Raw genomic sequence first — 19,563 nt, forward strand, 5'->3', positions numbered from 1 at the left:
CAGGTCTCGAAGGCCGACGTCACGCACACGCCCGAATTAACCAACAGCATCCCCGAAGGGAACCGGGCCTCACGCGAACCGGTTGTCCTACAGCCCCACGGCCGTGCGCAGCGCGTCCACGCGGTCCGTGCGCTCCCACGTGAAGTCGGGCAGCTCGCGGCCGAAGTGGCCGTACGCGGCGGTCTGGGCGTAGATCGGGCGCAGCAGATTCAGGTCGCGGATGATGGCGGCCGGGCGGAGGTCGAAGACCTCGTCGATGGCCTTCTCGATCTTCTCCGGTTCGACCTTGTGGGTGCCGAAGGTCTCCACGAACAGACCGACCGGCTCGGCCTTGCCGATCGCGTAGGCGACCTGAACCTCGCAACGGGAGGCCAGGCCGGCCGCCACGACGTTCTTCGCGACCCAGCGCATCGCGTACGCGGCCGAGCGGTCGACCTTGGACGGGTCCTTGCCGGAGAAGGCACCGCCGCCGTGCCGGGCCATGCCGCCGTACGTGTCGATGATGATCTTCCGGCCGGTCAGTCCGGCGTCGCCCATCGGGCCGCCGATCTCGAAGCGGCCGGTCGGGTTGACCAGCAGTCGGTAGCCGTCGGTGTCCAGCTTGATGCCCTCGTCCAGGAGCGCCTTCAGCTCGACCTCCACCACGAACTCGCGGATGTCCGGCGCGAGCAGCGACTCCAGGTCGATGTCCGACGCGTGCTGCGAGGAGACGACGACGGTGTCCAGGCGGACCGCCTTGTCGCCGTCGTACTCGATGGTGACCTGCGTCTTGCCGTCGGGGCGCAGGTAGGGGATCGTGCCGTTCTTGCGGACCTCGGAGAGGCGCTTCGACAGACGGTGCGCCAGGAAGATCGGCAGCGGCATCAGCGTCGGCGTCTCGTCCGACGCGTAGCCGAACATCAGGCCCTGGTCGCCGGCGCCCTGCTTGTCCAGCTCGTCGTCATCGCCCTCGACCCGGTTCTCGTACGCCGTGTCGACGCCCTGCGCGATGTCCGGGGACTGCGCGCCGATCGACACCGACACACCACAGGAGGCGCCGTCGAAGCCCTTCTTGGACGAGTCGTAGCCGATCTCCAGGATCTTCTCCCGGACCAGCTGCGGGATCGGCGCGTAAGCCTTGGTCGTGACCTCTCCGGCCACATGCACCAGACCGGTCGTGATCAGGGTCTCGACCGCGACCCGGGAGGTCGGGTCCTCGCGCAGAAGCGCGTCGAGAATGGTGTCGCTGATCTGGTCAGCGATCTTGTCGGGGTGACCCTCGGTCACGGACTCCGAGGTGAAAAGGCGACGGGACACAACGCTCCCTGAGGTTGCAGCGGCTGCTGGCTGATCATTGGCGGACGGGTCGGGAGCTGCGCCCGGCCGCGTCCGAGAACAGTTTATCGGTCGCGCTCCGCCGCGGGCCCATCTGTCTCGCCTCTCGGATCCCCTGTGACCTGCGGCACGGGCATTCTGCCCAATGCCGGGCGGCATTGGCCAGGGGCGCCACGCGCCAATGTGACCGGTGGGGTGGGCGAGGGGGTGAGGGGTGGGCGCCTCAGCGCAGTCTCGCCGCCACCAGGTCCCACACGGTTTCGGCCAGGGCCTCCTTCGGCCCGTACGGTACGGGGGTCTCGGAGCCGTCGGTGCCCAGCACAACCGCCTCGTTCTCCTCGGAACCGAAGGTCTTGCGCTCCCCCACCTCGTTCACCACCAGCAGGTCGCAGCCCTTGCGCGCCAGCTTGGCGCGGCCGTTGGCGAGCACCTCGTCGGTCTCGGCGGCGAAGCCCACGATCACCTGTCCGGGCCGGGCCCGTTCGGTGGAGATCTCCGCGAGGATGTCCGGATTCCGTACCAGCGCGATGGGGTCGGGCCCGTGGTCGTCCCGCTTCTTGATCTTCCCCTGGGCGTACACGGCGGGCCGGAAGTCGGCGACGGCGGCGGCCATGACCACCGCGTCGGCGTCGGCGGCGGCCTTGAGGACGGCCTCGCGCAGTTGGACGGCCGTGCCGACCCGGACCACGTCCACGCCCGCCGGGTCGGGCAGCGCGGCGTTGGCGGAGATCAGGGTCACCCGGGCGCCCCGCGCGGCGGCGGTGCGGGCGAGGGCGTAGCCCTGCTTGCCGGAGGAGCGGTTGCCGAGGAAGCGCACCGGGTCGAGCGGCTCCCGGGTGCCGCCGGCGCTGACCACCAGATGGCGCCCGGCGAGATCGGGCTCGCGCACGCCCCGGGCGAGCACCCGGCGGCAGACCTCGAAGATCTCGGCGGGGTCGGGGAGCCGGCCCTTGCCGGTGTCGACGCCGGTGAGCCGGCCGACGGCGGGTTCGATGACGAGGGCGCCGCGGCGGCGCAGTGTCGCCACATTCTCCTGGGTCGCCGGGTGTTCCCACATCTCCGTGTGCATCGCGGGTGCGAAGACCACCGGGCAGCGGGCGGTGAGCAGGGTGTTGGTGAGCAGGTCGTCGGCGAGGCCGTGGGCGGCCCTGGCGAGGGTGTCGGCGGTGGCGGGGGCGACCACGACCAGGTCGGCGCTCTGTCCGATGCGCACGTGCGGCACCTCGTGGACGTCGTCCCAGACCTCCGTGGAGACGGGGTGGCCGGAGAGCGCGGACCAGGTGGCGGCGCCCACGAAATGCAGCGCCGACGCGGTCGGCACGACCCGGACGTCATGGCCGGACTCGGTCAGTCGGCGCAGCAGCTCGCACGCCTTGTAGGCGGCGATGCCACCGCTGACCCCCAGCACGACCTTGGGCTTGTCCACCGTCTCTCCCCGGGTTCGCGATCACGTACGGGTTCTATGACACACCACAGGCCCGGCGAAATGTCGCCGGGCCTGTGGAAAAGTCTGCCGCGAGCAGTAAATCGTATGAATTACCGCCTATCGCGTTACTGCCTATCGCGTCACTGTATGCCGCATCACTGTCGGACGCGTCACTGTCCGTCGCGCGGACCGCTCACTGCGCCGGGCCGTCGACGGCCTCGGACGTCAGCAGCCCCGCGTTGATCTCGCGAAGGGCGATCGACAGCGGCTTCTCGTGGACGTGGGTGTCCACCAGCGGACCGACGTACTCAAGGAGACCCTCGCCGAGCTGCGAATAGTACGCGTTGATCTGGCGGGCACGCTTGGCCGCATAGATCACGAGGCTGTACTTCGAGTCGGTGGCCTCAAGAAGCTCGTCGATCGGCGGGTTGATGATGCCCTCGGGCGCGGAGATGGAAGAGGACACGCTCTAACCTTCCGATGGGTGGGTGGAGCTTTCAAGGAGTGGAAGCACTGGCCGTGATCACATCACGATCGCTCACACAACATCCATCAAGGCTAGCAGCTCACGCGCCACATCCTCGACGGAGGTATTGACCAGGGTGGTGTCGAACTCCGGCTCGGCCGCCAGCTCGATCTTCGCGGCCTCCAGCCGGCGCTCGATCACCTCGGGGGGCTCGGTGCCCCGCCCGGTGAGTCTGCGCACCAGCTCCTCCCAGCTGGGCGGCGCCAGGAACACCAGCTGGGCCTCCGGCATGGAGTCACGGACCTGCCGGGCGCCCTGGAGATCGATCTCCAGCAGGACGGGCTCGCCCGCCGCCAGCCGCTCATGGACGGCCGCGCGCGGAGTGCCGTAGCGGTTCCCGGCGAACTCGGCCCACTCCAGCAGTTCGCCGTTGGCGATCAGCTTGTCCATCTCCTCGTCGGTGACGAAGAAGTAGTGGACGCCGTGCTGCTCGCCGGGGCGCGGCCTGCGGGTCGTCGCCGACACCGAGAGCCAGACCTCGGGGTGTGCCTTGCGCAGATGAGCGACGACCGTGCTCTTGCCGACCCCTGAGGGGCCGGAGAGCACGGTCAGCCGCGGACGTGCGTCCGGGGGCTCGGGGGTCGTCCCCCGGAATGTTGCAGCCATGCTGCGATTATTCCAGCAAAGCCGGAGTGGTCCGGACTCAGCTGCCGGTGCTGCCGAACTCACGCTCCAGCGAGGCGATCTGATTGGACCCGAGACCGCGCACACGACGGCTCTCGGAGATGCCGAGGCGCTCCATGATCTGCTTGGCGCGGACCTTGCCCACGCCGGGGAGCGACTCCAGGAGCGCGGAGACCTTCATCTTGCCGATGACGTCGTTCTCCTGGCCCTGCTTGATGACCTCGTGCAGGGAGGCGCCGGAGTGCTTGAGTCGATTCTTGACCTCGGCCCGCTCCCGGCGAGCCGCGGCGGCCTTTTCGAGCGCGGCTGCGCGCTGTTCGGGGGTAAGGGGCGGAAGAGCCACGCCTACGTCACCTCGGATGTCGAACTGTCGGATACGGACCGGTGAGGAACCTAGTCGCCCCACACCTGGGGAGCCACGAGCAACACGCTTTGCCCGTTCACTCTCGTCGGAGACTAGCGGTCAAGTCCGCCAGAGTCAGCGAGAACAGCGGAAAAGTCCTGGTCAGCCTCTGGCAGGACGGTACATTGCAGACATATTGCCCCGGATTTGAGGATGTATCCAGCCTCAGGAGCCCTCCCGGCCAGTCATCGGACGTTTATCCAGCACTCCACCGGGACGTCGATCCCGTCCCTCGGGCACCCCCTCCCACGCCCTGGGCCGGGTCCCCGCCCGCCCCTCCACCCGGCCCCTACCCCGTCCCCTCCAGCGCTTCCCGGACCTCCCCCGCGAACCGCTCGGCGGCGGCGCGCAGCGCCCCCGCGTCGGGCCCGTGCCGCAGCACTCCCCGGCTGACGTTCGGCACCACCGCGCGGACCGCCGCCCCGAACAGCCTCGGAAGATCGGCGACGGCCGCGCCCTGGGCCCCGATGCCGGGCGCGAGCAGCGGACCGCCGATGGCGAGGTCGTACGACGACAGATCGCCCAGCGTGGCCCCGACGACCGCGCCGAAGGAGCCGAGCGGCTCCTCCCCCGCGTTCTCGGCCGCGTTGTCAGCAGCGTTCTCGACCGCGTTCTCCGCCGCCAGGTGGGCCAGCATCGTGGCGGCCACGTCCCGGCCGTCCGCGCGCAGGGCGCGCTGCACCTCGCCGCCCTCCGGGTTGGAGGTCAGCGCCAGCACGAACAGGCCGGAGCCGCTCTCGCGCGCGAGCGCCACGGCCGGGGCGAGCGAGCCGTAGCCGAGGAACGGCGAGACGGTCAGCGCGTCCGAGAACAGCGGGGAGTCCTTGTGCAGGAAGGTCTCGGCGTAGGCGGCCATGGTGGAGCCGATGTCGCCGCGCTTGGCGTCCATCAGCACCAGGGCGCCCGCCGCGCGGGCGTCAGCCACCGTCCGCTCCAGCACGGCGATCCCGCGCGAGCCGAACCGCTCGAAGAACGCGCTCTGCGGCTTCAGCACGGCGACCCGGTCCGCGGTGGCCTCCACGACCGTCCGGCTGAACCGCTCCAGACCGGCCACGTCGTCGTTCAGGCCCCACTCGGTGAGCAGCGAGGCGTGCGGGTCGATGCCGACGCACAGCGGCCCGCGCGCGTCCATCGCGCGCCGCAGCCGGGCGCCGAAAGGCTCCTGGATCATGCCGCGGCCTTCCTGACGTCGGCGCCGACCGCGTCGGCGAGGGTGGCGTACGGGCTGGTCCGCAGGCGCGCGGCCAGGCCCTTGTGGATCGCGCGGGCGTAGAAGGGGCCCTCGTAGATGAAGGCGCTGTAGCCCTGGACCAGCGTGGCGCCGGCCAGGATGCGCTGCCAGGCGTCCTCGGCGTTCTCGACGCCGCCGACGCCCACCAGGGTGATCCGGTCGCCCACGCGCGCGTAGAGGCGGCGCAGCACCTCCAGGGAGCGGTTCTTGAGCGGGGCGCCGGACAGGCCGCCGGTCTCCTCGGTCAGGGAGGGGGCGGAGCGCAGGCCCAGCCCTTCGCGCGCGATGGTGGTGTTGGTGGCGATGATCCCGTCCAGGCCCAGTTCCACGGCCAGGTCGGCGACGGCGTCGACGTCCTCGTCGGCGAGGTCGGGGGCGATCTTCACCAGCAGGGGGACCCGCCGGGCGGTGACGGTCCGGTCGGCGGCCTCGCGCACGGCGGTCAGCAGCGGGCGCAGCGCCTCGGTGGCCTGGAGGCTGCGCAGTCCGGGCGTGTTGGGCGAGGAGACGTTCACGACCAGGTAGTCCGCGTACGGGGCCAGGCGTTCGGCCGACTTCACGTAGTCGCTCACCGCCTCGGCCTCCGGCACCGCCTTGGTCTTGCCGATGTTCACCCCGACGACCGTCCGGAAGACGGGCTCACGGGAGGCCAGGCGCGCGGCGACGGTGAGCGAGCCGTCGTTGTTGAAGCCCATCCGGTTGATCAGCGCCCGGTCCGGCGCCAGCCGGAACAGCCGCTTCCTGGGGTTGCCGGGCTGTGCCTCGCCGGTGACCGTGCCGATCTCGACATGGTCGAAGCCCAGCATGGACATGCCGTCGACGGCGTTGGCGTTCTTGTCGAACCCGGCGGCGAGCCCGAACGGCCCGTGCATCCGCAGCCCGAGCGCCTCGGTCCGCAGTTCCTCGTGGCGCGGGGCCAGCGCGGCGGCGACGAACGTCCGCAGCACGGGGACGCGCGCGACGAGCCGGATCCAGCGGAAGGCCAGGTGATGGGCCTGCTCGGGGTCCATCCGCCGGAAGAGAAGATTGAAGAAGATCTTGTACATGGAGTCCTTCACCACACCTGGTGTCCTGAACGGGTCCTCAGCGAGAGGAGCGGGTCCTCAGCAAGGGGCCTCAGCAAGCAAGGGTCCTCAGCAAGAGGGGGACACCGTTTCCGGTGTCCCCTCGGGGCTGCTAGTCGCGGGCCGCCGTCAGATGCTCGGCGTGTTCCTGGAGGGACCGGACCCCCACGTCGCCGTGGTGCAGGGCGTCGATGCCCTGGACGGCCGCGGCGAGTGCCTGGACGGTGGTCAGACAGGGCACGGAGCGGGCGACGGCCGCCGTCCGGATCTCGTAGCCGTCGAGGCGCCCGCCGGTGCCGTACGGCGTGTTGACGATGAGGTCGACCTCGCCGGCGTGGATGAGCTGGACGATGGTCGGCTCGCCGTCCGGCCCGGGGCCCTCGGACTGCTTGCGCACGACCGTGGCGTTGATGCCGTTGCGCTTGAGGACCTCGGCGGTGCCGGAGGTGGCCAGCAGCTCGAAGCCGTGGGCGACCAGCTCGCGCGCCGGGAAGATCATCGAGCGCTTGTCGCGGTTGGCGACGGAGATGAAGGCGCGGCCCTTGGTGGGCAGCGGGCCGTAGGCACCGGCCTGCGACTTGGCGTACGCCGTGCCGAAGGCGGAGTCGATGCCCATGACCTCGCCGGTGGAGCGCATCTCCGGGCCGAGGACCGTGTCGACACCGCGGCCGTGGATGTCCCGGAAGCGGGACCACGGCATGACGGCCTCCTTGACGGAGATCGGCGCATCCAGCGGCAGCTCACCGCCGTCACCGGCGGCCGGGAGCAGGCCCTCGGCGCGCAGTTCGGCGACGGTCGCGCCCAGCGAGATCCGCGCGGCGGCCTTGGCCAGCGGCACGGCGGTCGCCTTGGAGGTGAAGGGGACCGTGCGGGACGCGCGCGGGTTGGCCTCCAGGACGTAGAGGATGTCGCCCGCCATGGCGAACTGGATGTTGATCAGGCCCCGGACGCCCACCCCGCGCGCGATGGCCTCGGTGGAGGCGCGCAGCCGCTTGATGTCGAAGCCGCCCAGGGTGATCGGGGGCAGGGCGCACGCCGAGTCGCCGGAGTGGATGCCGGCCTCCTCGATGTGCTCCATGACGCCGCCGAGGTACAGCTCCTCGCCGTCGTACAGGGCGTCGACGTCGATCTCGATGGCGTCGTCCAGGAAGCGGTCGACCAGCACCGGCCGGGAGGGGCTGATCTCGGTCGACTCGGCGATGTAGGAGGCGAGGCGGGTCTCGTCGTAGACGATCTCCATGCCGCGTCCGCCGAGCACGTAGGAGGGGCGGACCAGGACCGGGTAGCCGATCTCGTCGGCGATGGCCTTGGCGCCGGCGAAGGTGGTGGCCGTGCCGTGCTTGGGTGCCGGGAGGCCGGCCTCGGCGAGGACCTGGCCGAAGGCGCCGCGGTCCTCGGCGGCGTGGATGGCCTCCGGGGAGGTGCCGACGATCGGTACGCCGTTGTCCTTGAGCGCCTGGGACAGGCCGAGCGGGGTCTGGCCGCCGAGCTGGACGATCACGCCCGCGATCGGCCCGGCCTGCGCCTCCGCGTGGACGATCTCCAGGACGTCCTCCAGGGTGAGCGGCTCGAAGTAGAGCCGGTCGGAGGTGTCGTAGTCGGTGGAGACGGTCTCGGGGTTGCAGTTGACCATCACCGTCTCGTACCCGGCGTCGCTCAGCGCGAAGGAGGCGTGGACGCAGGAGTAGTCGAACTCGATGCCCTGGCCGATGCGGTTGGGCCCGGAGCCCAGGATGATCACGGCGGGCTTCTCGCGCGGCGCGACCTCGGTCTCCTCGTCGTAGGAGGAGTAGAAGTACGGCGTGCGCGCGGCGAACTCGGCGGCGCAGGTGTCGACCGTCTTGTAGACCGGGCGGATGCCCAGCGCGTGCCGCACCTCGCGGACCACGTCCTCGCGCAGGCCGCGGATCTCGCCGATCTGCTGGTCGGAGAAGCCGTGCCGCTTGGCCTCGGCGAGCAGCTCGGCGGTCAGCTCGGGCGCGTCCGTCAGTTCGTCGGCGATCTCCTTGATGAGGAAGAGCTGGTCGACGAACCAGGGGTCGATCCGGGTCGCCTCGAAGACCTCCTCGGGCGTGGCGCCCGCGCGGATGGCCTCCATGACGGTGTTGATCCGGCCGTCCGTGGGCCGTACGGCCTCCGCCAGCAGGGACGCCTTGTCGCCGGTGGCGCCGGTGAAGGTGAACTGGCTGCCCTTCTTCTCCAGCGAGCGCAGGGCCTTCTGGAACGCCTCGGTGAAGTTGCGGCCGATGGCCATGGCCTCGCCGACCGACTTCATGGTGGTCGTGAGCGTGGAGTCGGCCTGCGGGAACTTCTCGAAGGCGAAGCGGGGGGCCTTGACCACCACGTAGTCGAGCGTGGGCTCGAAGGACGCGGGGGTCTCCTGGGTGATGTCGTTGGGGATCTCGTCCAGGGTGTAGCCGACGGCGAGCTTCGCGGCGATCTTCGCGATGGGGAAGCCGGTGGCCTTGGAGGCGAGCGCCGAGGACCGCGACACGCGCGGGTTCATCTCGATGACGATGACCCGGCCGTCCTCGGGGTCCACCGCGAACTGGATGTTGCAGCCGCCGGTGTCGACGCCGACCTCGCGGATCACGGCGATGCCGATGTCCCGCAGGGTCTGGTACTCGCGGTCGGTGAGGGTCATCGCGGGGGCGACGGTGATGGAGTCGCCGGTGTGCACGCCCATGGGGTCGAAGTTCTCGATGGAGCAGACCACCACGACGTTGTCGTGCTTGTCGCGCATCAGCTCCAGCTCGTACTCCTTCCAGCCGAGGATGGACTCCTCCAGGAGCACCTCGGTGGTCGGGGAGAGGGTCAGGCCCTGGCCGGCGATGCGGCGCAGCTCGTCCTCGTCGTGCGCGAAGCCGGAGCCGGCGCCGCCCATGGTGAAGGACGGGCGGACCACGACCGGGTAGCCGCCGAGGGTGTCCACGCCCGCGAGGACGTCGTCCATGGTGTGGCAGATCACCGAGCGGGCGGACTCGCCGTGCCCGATCTTGGCGTGGACGGCCTCCACGACCACCTTGAACTGCTCGCGGTCCTCGCCCTTGTGGATCGCCTCGACATTGGCGCCGATCAGCTCGACGCCGTACTTGGTGAGGACCCCGTTCTCGTGCAGCGAGATCGCGGTGTTGAGGGCCGTCTGGCCGCCCAGGGTGGGCAGCAGGGCGTCGGGGCGCTCCTTGGCGATGATCTTCTCGACGAACTCGGGGGTGATCGGCTCGACGTAGGTGGCGTCGGCGATCTCCGGGTCCGTCATGATCGTCGCCGGGTTGGAGTTGACCAGGACGACGCGCAGGCCCTCGGCCTTCAGGACGCGGCACGCCTGCGTGCCGGAGTAGTCGAACTCGGCTGCCTGGCCGATGACGATCGGGCCGGAGCCGATGACCAGGACGGACTGGATATCGGTGCGCTTAGGCACGCTGGCCCTCCATCAGGGATGTGAAGCGGTCGAAGAGATAGGCGGCGTCGTGCGGGCCGGCTGCCGCTTCGGGGTGGTACTGGACGCTGAAGGCCGGGCGGTCCAGGAGCTGGATGCCCTCCACCACGTCGTCGTTGAGGCAGACGTGGGAGACCTCGGCGCGGCCGTAGGGGGTCTCGGAGATCCGGTCGAGCGGGGCGTCCACGGCGAAGCCGTGGTTGTGCGCGGTGACCTCGACCTTGCCGGTCGTACGGTCCTGCACCGGCTGGTTGATGCCGCGGTGGCCGTATTTCAGCTTGTAGGTGCCGAAGCCCAGCGCGCGCCCGAGGATCTGGTTGCCGAAGCAGATGCCGAAGAGCGGGGTGCCGCGCTCCAGCACCGCCCGCATCACGGAGACCGGGTGGTCGGCGGTGGCGGGGTCGCCGGGGCCGTTGGAGAAGAACACGCCGTCGGGCCGGACGGCGTACACGTCCTCGACGCTCGCCGTGGCGGGCAGCACATGCACCTCTATGCCGCGCTCGGCCATCCGGTGCGGGGTCATGCCCTTGATGCCGAGGTCCACGGCGGCGACGGTGAACCGCGCGGTGCCGATCGGGACGGCCGCGCCGTCGGGGCCGATGGCGGGGACGACGTACGCCTGCTCGGTGGCGACCTCGGCGGAGAGGTCGGCGCCGGTCATCTCGGGGGCCTGGCGGACCTCGGCGAGCAGGGTGCCGTCGTCGGGCAGGGCGTTGCCGGAGAAGATCCCGACGCGCATGGCGCCGCGCTCGCGCAGATGCCGGGTGAGGGCGCGGGTGTCGATGCCGGAGATCCCGACGACGCCCTGGGCGGTCAGCTCCTCGTCCAGCGAGCGCCGGGAGCGCCAGTTGGACGGCACGCGCGCGGGGTCGCGCACCACGTACCCGGCGACCCAGATGCGCTGCGACTCGCTGTCCTCGTCGTTGACGCCCGTGTTGCCGACGTGCGGGGCGGTCATGACGACGACCTGGCGGTGGTACGACGGGTCGGTGAGGGTCTCCTGGTAGCCGGTCATGCCGGTGGAGAAGACGGCCTCGCCGAAGGTCACCCCCACGGCCCCGTAGGCACGGCCGCGGAAGATCCGGCCGTCCTCCAGGACGAGTACGGCGGGAACCTTGACGGCTCCCCTGGTGGAGGTTGTCATCGTGCGCCTTCCGTCTTCTTGATCATGTTGTTGAGCGTGTGGACCCATTCCCCGTGCTCGGCGGCCCGGTCGGAGCGGAACCCGGAGTCGATCAGCCGGTCCCCGTGCTCCCAGGTGACGATCAGGAGACCGCCCTCGGTGAGCACCTTGCCCGCGATGCCCTTGTCGAGCCGGGCCTCGCGCAGCCGCTCGGCGGGGACGAAGAAGTCGTTCGCACCGGGGCGTACGACGTCCAGTCCCGCGTCCGTCAGGGTCAGCTCGGCGCGGCTGCGGGAGCCCAGGCCGTGCGCCACGATGCGGTCGAGCCAGTGGCCGGCCGTGGTCGAGCCGTGGTAGCGGCCGGTCATCGTCAGTGTCGCCGGGCCCGGGTCCTCGGGCGCGGCGGGCAGCTCCGGGACGTCGCCCTGGAGGGTGCCGCGCCATTTCCAGCCCTCGCGCATCAGCCAGTACACGAGCGCGACGAACAGGGCGAGGCCCACGATCCAGCCCACGCGGGCGGCCCAGTCGGTCACCTCGGCCGACTTCTGGTCGGCTGCCAGACCGTGCAGGTCGGTGGCCAGTACATGCAGAGTTGTCACGTGAGTTTCCCGTCGACGAGCGTCGCCTTGCCCCGGAGCCAGGTGTGCGTGACACGGCCCGGCAGCTCACGCCCCTGGTACGGGGTGTTGCGGCTGCGCGAGGCGAAGCCCGCGGGGTCCACCCGGCCACGGTATTCCGTGTCGACGAGGGTGAGGTTGGCGGGCTCACCAGCCGAGACGGGACGGCCGTGTCCGGATGCCTGTCCGATCCGGGCGGGCCCGGCGGACATCCGGTCGGCGACGCCGGCCCAGTCCAGCAGGCCCGTGTCCACCATGGTCTCCTGCACCACTGACAACGCGGTCTCCAGGCCGACCATCCCCATGGCGGCGGCGGCCCACTCGCAGTCCTTGTCCTCGTGCGGGTGCGGGGCGTGGTCGGTGGCGACGATGTCGATCGTGCCGTCGGCGAGCGCCTCGCGCAGGGCGAGCACATCGCGCTCGGTGCGCAGCGGCGGGTTGACCTTGTACACCGGGTTGTAGGTGCGGACCAGTTCGTCGGTGAGCAGCAGGTGGTGCGGGGTGACCTCGGCGGTGACGTCGATGCCGCGGGACTTGGCCCAGCGGACGATCTCCACGGAGCCCGCGGTCGACAGATGGCAGATATGGACGCGGGATCCGACATGTTCGGCGAGCAGGACATCCCGGGCGATGATCGATTCTTCGGCCACCGCCGGCCAGCCGCCCAGCCCCAGTTCGGCGGAGACCACGCCCTCGTTCATCTGGGCGCCCTCGGTCAGCCGCGGCTCCTGGGCGTGCTGGGCGACGACCCCGCCGAACGCCTTCACGTACTCCAGCGCGCGGCGCATGATCACCGCGTCGTCGACGCACTTGCCGTCGTCGGAGAAGACGGTGACGCCGGCCGCCGACTCGTGCATGGCGCCCAGCTCGGCGAGCTGCTTGCCCGCCAGGCCGACGGTGACCGCGCCGATCGGCTGGACGTCGCAGTAGCCGTGTTCCCGGCCGAGCCGGTAGACCTGCTCGACCACGCCGGCGGTGTCGGCGACGGGGAAGGTGTTGGCCATGGCGAAGACGGCGGTGAAGCCTCCGGAGGCCGCCGCGCGCGTGCCGGTCAGCACGGTCTCGGAGTCCTCGCGGCCCGGCTCGCGCAGATGGGTGTGCAGGTCGACCAGGCCCGGCAGCAGCACCTTGCCGCCGGCCTCGATGACCTCGGCGAACTCGGCGGGCAGTCCGGCGCCGACCGCCTCGATCGTCCCGCCGTCGATCAGCACGTCCTGCGGCTCGCCGCCGAGCACCTTCGCACCACGGATCAGGATCTTGCTCATGTCGGTTACTTCTCCTTGGTGACGGGGGCGGCGGGGGCGGCGGACTCGGCGGTACGGGAGGGGGTCACGGCGGGTTCGTTGCCGCCGAGCAGCAGATACAGCACGGCCATCCGGATGGACACGCCGTTGGCGACCTGCTCGACGACGGTGCAGCGCGGGGAGTCGGCGACCTCGGCGGAGATCTCCATGCCGCGGACCATCGGGCCGGGGTGCATCACGATGGAGTGCTCGGGCATCCGCGCCATGCGGTCGCCGTCGAGGCCGTAGCGGCGCGAGTACTCCCGCTCGGTGGGGAAGAAGGCCGCGTTCATCCGCTCGCGCTGGACGCGCAGCAGCATCACCGCGTCGGACTTGGGGAGCGTGGCGTCGAGGTCGTAGGACACCTCGCAGGGCCAGTTCTCCATGCCGACCGGGAGCAGGGTGGGCGGGGCGACCAGGGTGACGTGGGCGCCGAGGGTGTGCAGCAGATCGACGTTGGAGCGGGCGACCCGGCTGTGCAGGATGTCGCCGACGAGGGTGATGCGCTTCCCGGCGAGATCCTGGCCGAGTCCGGCGTCCCGGCCGACCAGCCGGCGGCGCATGGTGAAGGCGTCCAGCAGCGCCTGGGTGGGGTGCTGGTGGGTGCCGTCCCCGGCGTTGATCACGGCCGCGTCGATCCAGCCGGAGTTTGCGAGCCGGTACGGGGCCCCGGAGGCGCCGTGCCGGATGACGACGGCGTCGACGCCCATCGCCTCCAGGGTCTGGGCGGTGTCCTTCAGGGACTCGCCCTTGGAGACGCTCGACCCCTTGGCGGTGAAGTTGATGACGTCCGCGGACAGCCGCTTCTCGGCGGCCTCGAAGGAGATCCGGGTCCGGGTCGAGTCCTCGAAGAAGAGATTGACCACGGTGCGGCCGCGCAGGGTCGGCAGCTTCTTGATCGGCCGGTCGGCGACCCGGGCCATCTCCTCGGCGGTGTCGAGGATCAGCACGGCGTCGTCGCGGGTCAGGTCGGCGGCCGAGATGAGATGACGCTGCATCTTTCAGGCTCCGTAAGGCAGTTCAGTTTCGGGAGAATTCGGGCGAGGCGGATCGGGGTGGCGAGGAGCGGGGCACACGGGTGCGGCGTACGGCCCGTGCCGTACGCCGCTCGCTCGCTACCGACGCCCGCCCGGAGCGGCCGGCTTGACGCCGAGCAGCACGGTGTCGCGACCGTCCTCCTCGGCGAGCTGGACCTTGACCGTCTCCCGCAGCGACGTGGGGAGGTTCTTGCCGACGTAGTCCGCGCGGATGGGCAGTTCGCGGTGGCCTCGGTCGACCAGGACGGCGAGCTGCACCGCGCGCGGGCGCCCGATGTCGTTGAGCGCGTCCAGGGCGGCGCGGATGGTGCGGCCGGAGAACAGCACGTCGTCGACGAGGACGACGAGCCGGCCGTCGATGCCGTCACCGGGGATCTCGGTGCGGGCCAGGGCGCGCGGCGGGTGCATGCGCAGGTCGTCGCGGTACATGGTGATGTCCAGCGCGCCGCAGGGGACCTTGCGCTCGGTGATCTCTTCGAGCTTGGCGGCGAGCCGGCGGGCGAGATGGACGCCGCGGGTCGGAATGCCGAGGAGCACCACGTCGTCGGCGCCCTTGGCGCGTTCGACGATCTCGTGGGCGATACGGGTCAGGACCCGCGCGATGTCGGGGCCTTCGAGCACGGGCCGCGCCTCGGACGCGGACGTGTCATGCTCCGCTTCCCGCTGCTCGCCCTGCTGCTGTTGATCTTGCTGGTTGTCCATACGAAACGGACCTCCTTCTCCGCCTCACGGGACGGACCTTAAAGGACGTCGAGATTGCGCCGTCTACGGTAGCAGGCCCGCGCGAAACGTTACGGCACACCCCCAGGTCACCCCGGATCACCCTCCCGAGGACCCCGGATCACCCGCTTGGCGCAATCGGTCGGCACTACCACGGAAGAGTCGGTGCGGACCATTCGGCTTGACGCAGCAGAGTAACGCTGCGTAACCTCACAGTGAGTTACCAGCCGCGCGGCTCGGCACCCGAGCCGGCCGCGTAGACACAGTGCCGGGGAGCTATATGTCCAGCGAATACGCCAAACAGCTCGGGGCCAAGCTCCGGGCCATCCGCACCCAGCAGGGCCTTTCCCTCCACGGTGTCGAGGAGAAGTCCCAGGGCCGCTGGAAGGCCGTGGTGGTCGGTTCGTACGAGCGCGGTGACCGCGCGGTGACCGTGCAGCGCCTCGCCGAGCTGGCGGACTTCTACGGCGTGCCGGTGCAGGAGCTGCTGCCGGGCACCACACCCGGCGGCGCCGCCGAGCCGCCGCCCAAGCTGGTCCTCGACCTGGAGCGGCTGGCCACGGTCCCGGCCGAGAAGGCGGGCCCCCTCCAGCGCTACGCGGCGACGATCCAGTCCCAGCGCGGCGACTACAACGGCAAGGTGCTGTCGATCCGCCAGGACGACCTGCGCACACTCGCCGTGATCTACGACCAGTCGCCCTCGGTCCTCACCGAGCAGCTGATCAGCTGGGGCGTCCTGGACGCGGACGCGCGCCGCGCGGTCTCCCACGCCGACGAGAGCTGAGCGCTCCGCGGGTTCGGCGGAGGCGGTCCGGCGAGGCCGGTCCAGTCCAGCTGGGCCCGTCCCGACGGGCCAGTCCCTTCGGTGCCGGTCCGTCGGGACGGGCCCAGCAGAAACGTGCCGCCACCACGTATCCGGGCGGGAGCCGCTGTCGTACGGGCGGCGTGAACGGCTTTCGTAAGGGCACGAGCCGGGCTCGTGCGGGTGCGAGCCGCCGTCGTACGGGGGCGAGCCGCCCCGCGCGGGCCTGAGCCTCCGCCGCCCTACCGGTGTACGCCTGCGTAGGTACAGGCGATGCCGCCCGGTACGCGTGTGAGCCCCCGGGGACCACCGCCCGCGGACGTGAGAAGGGCCCCCAGTGACCACTGGGGGCCCTTCTGTGTGCCGGGCGGGCGTCGGGACCTGGGGGCGCGGGGAACTGCGCGAGACGCCCCACCGGACCGGCACCCGGCGACGCTACGGCCACCACTCCCCACGAACCCCCTCCGGCGGCACCCGGTCCGCCGCCTACGCACCTTCCCGGCGGAGCGACGGCTTGAGTTCCTTCAGCCGCCCGAGCAGCCCATTGACGAACGACGGGGACTCGTCCGTCGAGAACTCCTTCGCGAGCTGCACCATCTCGTCCAGCACGACCGCGTCCGGCGTCGCGTCCACCCAGATCAGTTCGTACGCGCCCAGGCGCAGCAGGTTGCGGTCGACGACCGGCATACGGTCCAGCGTCCAGCCGACGGCGTACTGCGAGATCAGCTCGTCGATCCGGGTCGCGTGCTCCGCGTACCCCTCCACCAGCTGCATCGTGTACTCGCTCACCGGGGGCTGGCGCGGGTCGGTCCGGGAGTGCCGGATCCAGTCCGCGAGCACCGTCAGGACGCCGGCGTCGCGCTGATCGCCCTCGAAGAGGATCTGGAAGGCACGCTTGCGGGCCGTGTTGCGGGCAGCCACGGTTAGCTGTTCACCCGGCCGAGGTAGTCGCCGGAGCGGGTGTCGACCTTGATCTTCTCGCCGCTGGCGATGAAGAGCGGGACCTGGATCTCGTAGCCCGTCTCCAGCTTGGCGGGCTTGGTGCCGCCGGTGGAGCGGTCGCCCTGGAGGCCCGGCTCGGTCTCGGCGATGTTCAGCTCGACGGCGGTGGGCAGCTCCACGAAGAGCACACTGCCCTCGTTCTGCGCGACCGTGGCCTCGAAGCCCTCGATCAGGAAGTTGGCGGCGTCACCGACGGTCTTGCGGTCGATGTGCAGCTGGTCGTAGGTCTCCATGTCCATGAAGACGAAGTAGTCGCCGTCCATGTAGGAGAACTGCATGTCGCGCTTGTCGACGGTGGCCGTCTCGACCTTGACGCCGGCGTTGAAGGTCTTGTCGACCACCTTGCCGGACAGCACGTTCTTCAGCTTGGTGCGCACGAAAGCGGGGCCCTTGCCGGGCTTGACGTGCTGGAACTCGACAACGGACCACAGCTGGCCGCCGTCGAGCCTGAGCACCATGCCGTTCTTGAGGTCGTTCGTGGAAGCCACGGTTGCTTCAATCTCCTGGACTGACGTGGACGACCCCGGGGCACGCGCCTACAACGCGAGCAGCTCCTTGGTCGTGATGGTAAGTAGCTCGGGTCCGCCGTCCGCCTCGGGGCGGACGACGAGCGTGTCATCGATCCGGACGCCGCCCCGGCCCGGGAGGTGGACCCCGGGTTCGACGGTGACCGGCACGCAAGCGTCCAGTTTACCCATGGCCGCGGGGGCGATCTGCGGGTCCTCGTCGATTTCGAGTCCGACGCCGTGTCCGGTGAGCGCCGGGAGTCCCGCGCCGTACCCGGCCCAGTCCAGCATCTGACGGGCGGCGCGGTCCACGTCACGGCAGGCGGCGCCCGGCGTCAGCGACTCACGTCCGGCCCGCTGCGCCGCGAAGACCAGGTCGTACAGCTCGATCTGCCAGTCCGCGGGGGAGGTCCCGATGACGAAGGTGCGGCCGATCTCGCAGCGGTAGCCGCGGTAGGTCGCGCCCAGGCACACGGAGAGGAAGTCGCCCTCCTCCACCCGGCGGTCGGTGGGGCGGTGGCCGCGGCGCCCGGCGTGCGGGCCGGTGGCGACGGAGGTGGCGAAGGCGGGGCCGTCGGCGCCGTGGTCGACCAGACGGCGCTCCAGTTCGAGGGCGAGGTGGCGTTCCGTGCGGCCCACGAGGATCGACTCCAGCAGTTCACCGAGGGCCTGGTCGGCGATCTCGGCGCCGATGCGCAGACAGGAGATCTCCTCCTCGTCCTTGATCACGCGGAGTTGCTCCACCACCCCGGCGACGTCGGTCAGCCGGAGGCCGGGGGCGGCCGAGCCGATGGCCCGGTGCCGGGCGACGGTGAGGTGGTGCTCCTCCACGGCGAGGGAGTCGGCGCCCTGGGCCACGGCGAGGCCGGCCCCGGCCACGGCGCAGTCGCCGGTTCCTTCCAGCAGGTGCAGGCGGAGGGTGTCGTCGGGGCGGCCGTCGCCCGCCTGCTCGTCCGGTGGGCCGGTGCAGACCAGGAAGTCCTCGCGCCTGCCCAGCAGCAGGGCGGAGCCCTGCGGGGCGGCGCCGGCGAGGTAGCGCACGTTGGCGGGGCGGGTGACCAGCGCGGTGGCGCTGCCGCTGGCGTTGCTGTGTTCCCTCAGCCGGGCTCGGCGGGTCGCGTACACCTCTGACATGTGTCGAGCGTAGGAGGGATGGGGGGTTTGTGCCGGTTGGCGTGCGCCGAAGGGGGTTGGGGGGTGCCGGGGCGTCGCCGGGGGCGGGTCGGTGGGGGGCCGGGTCGTCGCCGGGGGCGGGTCGGCGGGGAGGTGGTGCCGGGTCGTCGCCGGGTGCCGGCCGGTGGGGCGTCCTGCGCAGTTCCCCGCGCCCCTGGTCGGCGGGCGGGGGCCATGATCATCAGTTGACGGAGGCTTGCCGCAGCGTTCGGCCGGTGCGGGTTCGATGTGGCTGGTCGCGCAGTTCCCCGCGCCCCTTTGGGGCGGGGTCGGCGCCCGGGATGGGCAGGTCAGGTCGGAGCTGGGCCCCTCGGCGGCCGGATCAGGTCGCGATCACCACACGTCCCGTGCCCCCTCCCCCCTCCCTCCCTTACCAGTTCGGGGGGCTGGCTATCGAGCGGGCCAGGACTTCGTTGAGGACGTGGGAGGTGGTGGGGACGTCCAGGTGGGAGTTGTCGATGATCGGGAGGCCGGAGCCGTACCAGCCGGCCATGCGGCCGTGGATGCGGGCCACCTCCTCGTCGCTGAGGCGGCGATTGCCGCGGCGTTCCGCGTTGCGCTCCAGGACGATCTCCAGGCCGGGGAGGAGGACGACCGGGAGCAGGCCGGGGCCGACATGGCGTTTCCAGCCGCCGAGGCCGACGACCGGGCGGTCGGGGAAGACGGCGTCGTCGAGGATGCAGGAGATGCCGTTGGCGAGGAAGTTGCGGGCGGCGAAGCCGCAGGTGCGGCGGGCCAGGCGGTACTGGGCCTCGGAGTGGTCGTTCCACCCGGACTGGGGGTCGGCGAAACCGGCGCGGACCCACTCGCGGACGTCGTCGAGGCTGATGTGGGCCGTGGGGACCCGGCGGTGGTCGGCCCAGTACTTGGCGACGCTGGTCTTCCCGGCGCCCGCGGGGCCGATCAGCAGCACGGCGAGGGTGGTGGTCAGCGGGTCGGGGGCGGCCGTCGCCGGGAGGGGGCCGGGCATGCCGACGGGGCCGCCGGGCGGCAGCGTGACATGGCCGGTGCTCTCCGGGGCGGGCGCCGCGTGAGGGGGAGGGGGAGGAGGGGGCGGCGGCGGGACGGGCACGGGGCCGGAACCGCGGGGTGCCTGAGGGCCGCCCATGGGATGGTGCGCGGCGGGTGACCAGCCGGACGACGGGCCCTGCCCCGGCTGGTGGGGCGGCAACGGATACCCCCCTGCGTGCTGCATCCGGTGCCACTCCGTCTCGTCGTTCTCGGCGCGTGCGCCTGCGGGCGGGCTTCGTCGCCCTCCGGGTCACGCGCGACA

18 protein-coding genes are annotated in these 19,563 nt (G+C 71.1%); 1 reads left to right on the forward strand and 17 read right to left on the reverse strand.

Translation table 11 applies throughout. The annotated features are described in order from the left end of the window. Positions 1-87: 87 nt before the first annotated feature. The 13 genes from metK to pyrR all read right to left on the reverse strand — a co-directional run bounded on the left by metK (position 88) and on the right by pyrR (position 14,789). Positions 88-1,296, reverse strand: coding sequence for a methionine adenosyltransferase (metK, locus tag ACFRFC_RS34735; protein WP_382687510.1), 1,209 nt, complete (start codon positions 1,294-1,296; stop codon positions 88-90). 241 nt (positions 1,297-1,537) lie between these two features. Continuing rightward, positions 1,538-2,740 (reverse strand): bifunctional phosphopantothenoylcysteine decarboxylase/phosphopantothenate--cysteine ligase CoaBC, encoded by a 1,203-nt coding sequence (coaBC, locus tag ACFRFC_RS34740; RefSeq protein WP_382687513.1) that lies wholly within the window; start codon positions 2,738-2,740, stop codon positions 1,538-1,540. A 193-nt stretch (positions 2,741-2,933) separates the two neighbouring features. Further along, entirely contained in the window at positions 2,934-3,206 is a 273-nt protein-coding gene (rpoZ, locus tag ACFRFC_RS34745; protein ID WP_106415143.1) for a DNA-directed RNA polymerase subunit omega, read from the reverse strand. Between the two features lie 72 nt (positions 3,207-3,278). Beyond that, complete coding sequence (gene gmk / locus ACFRFC_RS34750; RefSeq protein ID WP_382687517.1) at positions 3,279-3,872, reverse strand: guanylate kinase; 594 nt, start codon at positions 3,870-3,872, stop codon at positions 3,279-3,281. A gap of 37 nt (positions 3,873-3,909) precedes the next feature. Further along, a complete protein-coding gene (locus ACFRFC_RS34755; RefSeq protein WP_003977346.1) occupies positions 3,910-4,233 on the reverse strand; it encodes an integration host factor in 324 nt (107 codons plus the stop codon). 349 nt (positions 4,234-4,582) lie between these two features. Continuing rightward, a complete protein-coding gene (gene pyrF / locus ACFRFC_RS34760; protein WP_382687519.1) occupies positions 4,583-5,464 on the reverse strand; it encodes an orotidine-5'-phosphate decarboxylase in 882 nt (293 codons plus the stop codon). Continuing rightward, positions 5,461-6,570: a quinone-dependent dihydroorotate dehydrogenase gene (locus ACFRFC_RS34765; protein WP_382687945.1), complete on the reverse strand. Its 1,110-nt coding sequence runs from the start codon at positions 6,568-6,570 to the stop codon at positions 5,461-5,463. The genes pyrF and ACFRFC_RS34765 overlap by 4 nt, the downstream gene beginning before the upstream one ends. Before the next feature lie 130 nt (positions 6,571-6,700). Further along, a complete protein-coding gene (gene carB, locus ACFRFC_RS34770; protein ID WP_382687522.1) occupies positions 6,701-10,009 on the reverse strand; it encodes a carbamoyl-phosphate synthase large subunit in 3,309 nt (1,102 codons plus the stop codon). After that, positions 10,002-11,171 (reverse strand): glutamine-hydrolyzing carbamoyl-phosphate synthase small subunit, encoded by a 1,170-nt coding sequence (carA, locus tag ACFRFC_RS34775; RefSeq protein ID WP_382687525.1) that lies wholly within the window; start codon positions 11,169-11,171, stop codon positions 10,002-10,004. The genes carB and carA overlap by 8 nt, the downstream gene beginning before the upstream one ends. Next, positions 11,168-11,749 carry a hypothetical protein gene (locus ACFRFC_RS34780; protein ID WP_382687527.1) on the reverse strand — a complete coding sequence of 194 codons (582 nt, stop codon included), beginning with the start codon at positions 11,747-11,749 and terminating at the stop codon, positions 11,168-11,170. The genes carA and ACFRFC_RS34780 overlap by 4 nt, the downstream gene beginning before the upstream one ends. Continuing rightward, positions 11,746-13,032 carry a dihydroorotase gene (locus ACFRFC_RS34785; protein ID WP_382687530.1) on the reverse strand — a complete coding sequence of 429 codons (1,287 nt, stop codon included), beginning with the start codon at positions 13,030-13,032 and terminating at the stop codon, positions 11,746-11,748. The genes ACFRFC_RS34780 and ACFRFC_RS34785 overlap by 4 nt, the downstream gene beginning before the upstream one ends. 5 nt (positions 13,033-13,037) lie before the next feature. Further along, complete coding sequence (locus ACFRFC_RS34790; RefSeq protein ID WP_382687533.1) at positions 13,038-14,048, reverse strand: aspartate carbamoyltransferase catalytic subunit; 1,011 nt, start codon at positions 14,046-14,048, stop codon at positions 13,038-13,040. A 117-nt stretch (positions 14,049-14,165) separates the two neighbouring features. Then, positions 14,166-14,789, reverse strand: coding sequence for a bifunctional pyr operon transcriptional regulator/uracil phosphoribosyltransferase PyrR (gene pyrR, locus ACFRFC_RS34795; protein WP_382687535.1), 624 nt, complete (start codon positions 14,787-14,789; stop codon positions 14,166-14,168). A gap of 298 nt (positions 14,790-15,087) precedes the next feature. Between pyrR and bldD the strand changes: the two genes are divergently transcribed. Then, positions 15,088-15,591 (forward strand): transcriptional regulator BldD, encoded by a 504-nt coding sequence (gene bldD, locus ACFRFC_RS34800; RefSeq protein WP_382687538.1) that lies wholly within the window; start codon positions 15,088-15,090, stop codon positions 15,589-15,591. Positions 15,592-16,095: 504 nt separating this feature from the next. Here bldD and nusB read toward each other — a convergent pair. From nusB to ACFRFC_RS34820, 4 genes are all read right to left on the reverse strand, one after another. Beyond that, complete coding sequence (nusB, locus tag ACFRFC_RS34805; RefSeq protein ID WP_382687541.1) at positions 16,096-16,530, reverse strand: transcription antitermination factor NusB; 435 nt, start codon at positions 16,528-16,530, stop codon at positions 16,096-16,098. 2 nt (positions 16,531-16,532) lie between these two features. Next, positions 16,533-17,099: an elongation factor P gene (efp, locus tag ACFRFC_RS34810; protein ID WP_382687544.1), complete on the reverse strand. Its 567-nt coding sequence runs from the start codon at positions 17,097-17,099 to the stop codon at positions 16,533-16,535. Between the two features lie 48 nt (positions 17,100-17,147). Beyond that, on the reverse strand, positions 17,148-18,251 hold the full coding sequence (locus ACFRFC_RS34815) for an aminopeptidase P family protein (RefSeq protein WP_382687547.1): 1,104 nt from the start codon (positions 18,249-18,251) through the stop codon (positions 17,148-17,150). Between the two features lie 409 nt (positions 18,252-18,660). Then, positions 18,661-19,485 (reverse strand): Pro-rich N-terminal domain-containing protein, encoded by an 825-nt coding sequence (locus tag ACFRFC_RS34820; protein ID WP_382687548.1) that lies wholly within the window; start codon positions 19,483-19,485, stop codon positions 18,661-18,663. Positions 19,486-19,563 lie beyond the last annotated feature (78 nt).

This window comes from Streptomyces sp. NPDC056734 (genome assembly GCF_042790455.1).
In the GTDB taxonomy this organism is placed as follows: domain Bacteria; phylum Actinomycetota; class Actinomycetes; order Streptomycetales; family Streptomycetaceae; genus Streptomyces.